4 protein-coding genes are annotated in these 6198 nt (G+C 67.7%); all 4 read left to right on the plus strand.

Annotated features, from left to right (window positions below; translation table 11 throughout):
• Window positions 1–2555, plus strand: a 2555-nt coding sequence (locus ACMO6A_RS03535; RefSeq protein WP_418470794.1) for a VirB4-like conjugal transfer ATPase, CD1110 family, incomplete at its 5' end; no start/stop codon positions are given.
• An 11-nt stretch (window positions 2556–2566) separates the two neighbouring features.
• Window positions 2567–4354 carry a peptidoglycan amidohydrolase family protein gene (locus ACMO6A_RS03540; protein WP_418470795.1) on the plus strand — a complete coding sequence of 596 codons (1788 nt, stop codon included), beginning with the start codon at window positions 2567–2569 and terminating at the stop codon, window positions 4352–4354.
• A gap of 30 nt (window positions 4355–4384) precedes the next feature.
• Entirely contained in the window at window positions 4385–5272 is an 888-nt protein-coding gene (locus tag ACMO6A_RS03545; RefSeq protein ID WP_418470796.1) for a hypothetical protein, read from the plus strand.
• Between the two features lie 11 nt (window positions 5273–5283).
• Window positions 5284–6198: DNA topoisomerase (locus tag ACMO6A_RS03550; RefSeq protein ID WP_418470797.1), on the plus strand; the 915-nt coding region annotated here is incomplete at its 3' end.

Here is a 6198-nt window from a genome sequence, read left to right on the forward strand (position 1 = left end):
GCCGCGGACGGCGCGAGGAGACCCGCGAGGACGTCCGCGCCGAGGGCCGCGACGCCCGCCGCCAGCAGAAGCTCAACGCGAAGGCCGCGAAGGCCCGCAAGCGCCGCGAGCGCGCCGCGGAGAAGGCCGGAAAGAAGAAGGGCATGAAGCGTCTGCTGCCGACCGAGGACTACCCCGGCACGCTCGTGCTGCGCGCCGACAAGTGCACGCAGGACGCGCTCGGCTACGAGCTTCTGTGCGAGGACGGCACCATCAAGCTCCAGCAAGGCGTCTACAGCCGCGTCGTCGAGTTCCAGGACGCCAGCTTCCAGGCGGCCCGCGAGTCCGAGCAGCGCGAGATCTACGAGAACTGGTCGGAACTGCTCAACACGTTCGACAACACCGTGCACCTCCAGGTCAAGATCCTGTGCCGCGTCATCGACCGCGACGCCTTCCGCGAGGACGCCTTCCTGCCGCCCGTCGAGGGCGACTACGCCGGCAACCGCTTCCGCCGCGACATCAACCAGATCATCGAGAGCAAGGTCGCCGAGACCCAGCAGAACGTCGAGAGGCGCCGACTGTTCATCGTGACCGTCGAGGCGCCGACCCGCGAGCAGGCGTCCCCGCAGCTCGCCCGCGCGACCGAGCAGGTCATGCGCTCGCTCAAGAACATGGGGATCTCCTCCGAGGAGGTCCGCGGAAACGAGCTGCTGCGCATCATCGACTCGATCACCAACCCGCACGACCCGCGCGGCTTCGTCTCGTTCGACGACCTGAAGGTCACCGACGAGCGCGGCGCGAGCGCCATCCAGCTCGGCTACACCACCAAGGACCTCGTCGCGCCCGCCGACCTCACCAAGATCGACGACACTCATATCTCGTGGAACGGATTCGTCGGCCAGGCGCTCTACCTCCAGAAGTGGGCGGGGTCGGTCCGCTCCGACATGGTCTCGAGCCTGGCGGAGCTCCCCATCAACCAGGTGATCACGCTCGACATGACGAGCTGGGAGCAGTCGCGCGCCATCGAGACCATAGAGTCGATGAACACCGACCTGAAGGTGCAGAAGTCCGACTACGTGCTCAAGCACTCCCAGACCATGTACATCACCGACGAGATGCTGCCCACCAACCTCCAGGACGCCATGGAGAACGCCCGCGACCTGCGCGACGACCTCGTGAGCCGCGACCAGAAGATGTGGTCGCTCACCTGCACCACGATGACCTGGGCGGACTCGCTCGAGGACTGCGACGAGAACTCCGGCGCCATCCAGGACGTGTTCCGCCGCTTCACCTGCCGCGCCGTGCCGCTCGTGAAGCTCCAGCGACAGGGTTTCGCCGCGATGCTGCCCACGGGCCGCTGCGACATCCCCTACGTGCGAAACCTCACGACCGCCCCGCTCGCGGCGCTCGTGCCGTTCACGTCGGTCGAGCTCATGGAGCGCGGCGGCATGTGGATGGGGCAGAACCAGACGTCCAAGAACTTCATCTTCTACAACCGCCGCGACGCCGTCGCCCCCAACGGCTTCATCCTGGGCAAGCCCGGCCGCGGCAAGTCGGTGACGGCCAAGAACACGATCCTGTGGACGCTGCTCACCGACCCCACCGCCGAGGTCATCGTCCTCGACCCCGAGCGCGAGTACATCAACGTCGCGCGCGAGATGGACGGCGAGGTCGTCCAGATCTCCGGCGACTCGCACACCTACATCAACCCGTTCGACCTCGAGCTCGTGGAGGGCGAACAGCCGCTCGCGATGAAGGTCGACGCCATCATGTCGATGGTCGAGATGATGGCCAAGAACCTCTCGCCGATGCAGAAGACGCTCGTGGACCGCTGCGTCTCGCGCATCTACGACCGTTACTTCGCCACCCACGACCAGCGCGACATCCCCACGCTGATCGACTTCTACAACATGCTCAACCAGCAGCCCGAGCCCGAGGGCCGCATGCTTGCCGTCACCATCGAGCGCTACGTCACCGGCCAGGCCTCGCTGTTCAACCACCCGACCAACGTGAACACGCACAAGCGCTTCGTCGTCTACGACATCCGCGACTGCGCCGACAACATGAAGGGCCTGGCGCTGCTGATCCTGCTCGACCAGACGTGGAACCGCATCGTGCGCAACCGCGAGCGCCACGTCCGCACGTGGGTGTTCATCGACGAGATGCAGCTGCTCTTCGAGAACGACTACGCGATCTCGTACTTCGACCAGCTCTGGACCCGCTCGCGCAAGTACGGCGCGATCCCGACCGGCATCACGCAGAACATCGAGCGCATCATCAACAACGAGAAGAGCCGCCTGATGCTGGCGAACTCCGACTTCCTGGTGCTGCTCGGCCAGTCGGCGTCGGACGCCGCGGCGCTGGGCGAGGTCATCAAGCTCTCCGAGCGCCAGGTCGCGATGATGCGCAACGCCGGGCCCGGCGAGGGCCTGCTGGTCGCCGGCGGCAAGATCATCCCGTTCGAGAACCGCATCCCGACGGACTCGGCCATCTACCGCATGGTCACCACCAAGCTCGACGACCTGATCCAGTACTCCAACGAGGACGGGCGCGCCGATGCCGCCCGCCGCGGGTAGCGTGACCCGAGATGGCAGACGAGAAGTCCACCGTCACCGACAAGGCGAGCCCGCTCGAGATGGAGAAGGTCAAGCACTCCTCCCTCGAGTACGCCGTGCAGCACGACGGTCCCGCATACAAGCAGAGGGCCGTCGCGCCCTACAAGGAATCGGCCCTCCCCGAGCTCACGCGCGGGGAGGCCGCCAGGTCCGTGTTCAAGGACCGCGTCAGCGAGTCCGTCGGAAACGCGCTCGGAGCGGCCAAAGGTGCCGCCGAGGGGGCGACCAAGGGCGCGGCCACAGGGGTCGCGAAGGGAGCCCTGCACAGCCCCCGCGCGGCGCTGGAGGTGAGCGCGGCCATCGGCCTTTCCGACGGCAACGCCCAGATCGCCGACGAGGGGGCGCGCGCCGCCGACACCGTCGCCAACGCGGCGATGACCCAGGCGGACCCGCGCAACCTCTACCGTGAGGGAAAGGCCGTCGTCGACAGGCTGCCGGCGGGACGGGCCCGCAGGCGCATGGCCCGCTGGGACGCGAAATCGAAGAAGGCCCTCGCCAAGCAGGACAAGGTCCTCAACCAGCTGGAGCACAGAAGGAAGCGCGCCGACACCATGCGCCGCGCCGGCATGTCCGACAAGTCGCTGCTCGGGCGCTGGATCAACCTGAGGCAGAAGCGGCTCGAGAACAAGGCGGGGCGGCTCGGCGCCAAGGCCGGACGGCTCGCCGGGACCGACACCTCCGGCATCCGCGGCAAGATCATGCAGCTGCGCCGCACCAAGGCGGCCGCCACGAACACCGTCCTCGGATGGCGCGGCCTGGCCGCCGCGGGTGCGGCGGCGGGCGGCACCGCCATCGTCTGCCTAGTCGGGATGTCGCTGCTCAGCGCGGTCATCGGCGGCGCCGCCGCTTCGTCTTCCGGCGGCAGCGCCGAGGGCTACCTAGACCAGGCGCAGCGCTACGTCGACGACGACTCCATCGGGTACTCGCAGTCCACGCGATGCCACAACCCCAACATGGACTGCTCGTCGTTCGTCTACTACTGCCTCGTCGATTCGGGCTACTGCACGACCGAGCAGCTGGGTACGTACCCGTTCACCACCTCCACCATGGCAGAACCTCTGCTCAAGGCGGGCTTCGAGAAGGTCGAGTGGGACGGGAAGATGGACTCCCTGCAACGCGGCGACATCCTCATCAACACCGAGCAGCACACGGAGATCTATGCCGGCGACGGCAAGGACTACGGCGCGCACGAAGACCTCGACGGCACCGACGGCGACTCGTCGGGAGACGAGGTATCGCTGGGGTCTTACTGGAACGACGCCTGGGACATGATCCTGCGTCCGACCGGAGGGGCGGGCGTCACCATCCCCGAACAGTACGGCAACGGCGGGTACTCCGTCACCTTCTACACCCCGCGCGGCTGCTACGTCAACGGCCGTGACACCGCGTGGGCGGCAGGGACGTCGCAGGCGGCGGTCCACTCCAAGTGGTCGCTCGCCGGGGCGAAGTACGACGACGACATCGCGACCTACAACGGCCGCTACCTGATCGCCTGCACGACGACGTACGGGCGCGTCGGCGACAAGGTCGACTTCACGCTGTCGGACGGCACCGTGATCAAGTGCGTCATCGCCGACGCGAAGAACCCCAACGACCAGGGATGCAACAAGTGGGGGCACTCGAACGGCCAGAACGTCATCGAGTTCGAGGTGGACAGGTCGCGCTTCTACAGGAGCGGCAACCCCGGCAGCTCGAGCTGGAAGGCCGAATGGGGCGGCAAGCGCGTCTGCTCGTCCGTCAACAGCGGCAGCATCCTCTAGCCCATCGAATGAATGAAAGGGAAAACGAACATGAACATGACCGACAGGTTCAACCCGGCCAACGAGAACGACCCCAAGAGGAAGCTGGCCTACGGCCTGATCGCGCTGGCGTGCGTGATCGCGCTGGGCTTCGGCCTCGACGCCGCCTCGTGCTCCCGCACGGGCACCGCGGGCGACGAGGGCCGCGAGCAGGACGCCACCGAGGCGGTCGATGGCGGCAGCGCCGCCGGAGACGACGAGAAGGCCGAGGAGGCGGGCGACGGCAAGGAGGTCCCGGCGTCGCCGGACCCGTCCGAGACCTCCGGCGTTCGGTTCGAGGGCTTCGACAAGCTCTCGGGCATGACCGCGACCAAGCGCGAGAGCTTCTGCGACGCCGTGGCCTCGACCATGCGTGCCAACGGCTACGGGCTCGATGAGATCACGGTCTCGATCAAGAAGAAGCCCCAGGCCACCGATAACGGCACCGTCGTGTTCATGCGCGTGAAGGGCACCGACGACTGCTACTCGGCGCATTACGCCGACGGCACCTGGACCGTCTTCCCCCTGCTCGAGCGCGTGGACGGCGTGAACGACGACCTCGCGCAGGACCAGATCGACTCGCGCGCCGACACGGCGGCCGACGCCGACGCCACCGAGCAGAGCGCCTCGGCGCCCAAAAAGACCTTCGCCATCACCGACACCGAGCAGGCCGCCAAGTACATCGGCGACTCCTGCGCCGGCGCCCTTTTGGACGCATGGCGCGCGTTCGCCGCGGAGAAGGAGGGCGGCGCCGATGCCGATTCCGCGCTGTTCTCCCGCGACCATGTGACGCACAACGACGACGGCACGGTCACATTCACCGTCTGGATGCCCTCGAGCCAGAAGACCTACCGAGGCGTGGCCGACATGGCCGCCGGCTCGGTCTCCTTCTCCGAGTAGGGGGGAGCGGCATGCCCACACTCATCATCGCCGAGAAGCCGTCCGTCGCGCGCGGCATCGCCGACGCCGTCGGCGCCCACGAGCGCCGCGACGGCTATATCGAGGGCGGCGGCTACCTCATCAGCTGGTGCCGCGGCCACATCATCGACCTCGACTTCCCCCAGAACTACCCGCAGTGGTCCGGCCACTGGTCGATGTCGCAGCTGCCCATGATCCCGGAGCGGTGGAGGTGGAGCGTCACCGCGCCCGAGCAGTACAAGGTCCTGAAAGGGCTGCTCGACCGCGCCGACGTGGAGCTCGTCGTGAACGCCTGCGACGCCGACCGCGAGGGCGAGGGCATCTTCCGGCGCGTCTGGACCCATTCCGGCTGCAAGAAGCCCGTCCGCCGTTTCTGGTCCACCTCGCTCGTGCCAGAGCAGGTGCGGACCGACCTCGCCCACGCCAAGCCCCTCTCCGACTACGACGGCCTCGCCGACGCCGCCGAGGGCAGGGCCAAGGCGGACTGGCTCGTGGGCCTCAACGCCTCGCGCGCCCTATCGTGCCTCTACGAAGGCTCGCACCTGTCCGCCGGCCGCGTCCAGACCCCGACGCTGGCGCTGGTCGTCGAGCGGACCCGCGTGATCCGCGACTTCAAATCGGTCCCCTTCTTCCAGGTGGAGTGCTCGGTCGGCAGGACGGCACACGTGCGCCTCGCCGGCGAGAAGCTGAAGACCCGTCAGGAAGCCGAGCGCCGCGCCCATGCGGCCGTCGGGTCGCAGTGCGCGATCTCCAAGGTCGAGCGCAGGCAGGAGAAGTGCCGCGCGCCCAAGCTCTACGACCTCACCGGGCTGCAACGCGACGCATCGACGCGCGCGGGCCTCACCGCGGAGGAAACGCTGAACGCGCTGCAAACGCTGTACGAGAAGAAGCTGGCGACATATCCCAGG

This window comes from Eggerthella sp. (assembly GCF_048329335.1).
GTDB lineage: Bacteria > Actinomycetota > Coriobacteriia > Coriobacteriales > Eggerthellaceae > Eggerthella > Eggerthella lenta.

What these genes read in the sequence shown, in the direction of transcription:
- ACMO6A_RS03540 (WP_418470795.1), top strand. Translation starts at nt 2,567, where the DNA reads ATGGCAGACGAGAAGTCCACCGTCACCGACAAGGCGAGCCCGCTCGAG.
- ACMO6A_RS03545 (WP_418470796.1), top strand. Translation starts at nt 4,385, where the DNA reads ATGAACATGACCGACAGGTTCAACCCGGCCAACGAGAACGACCCCAAG.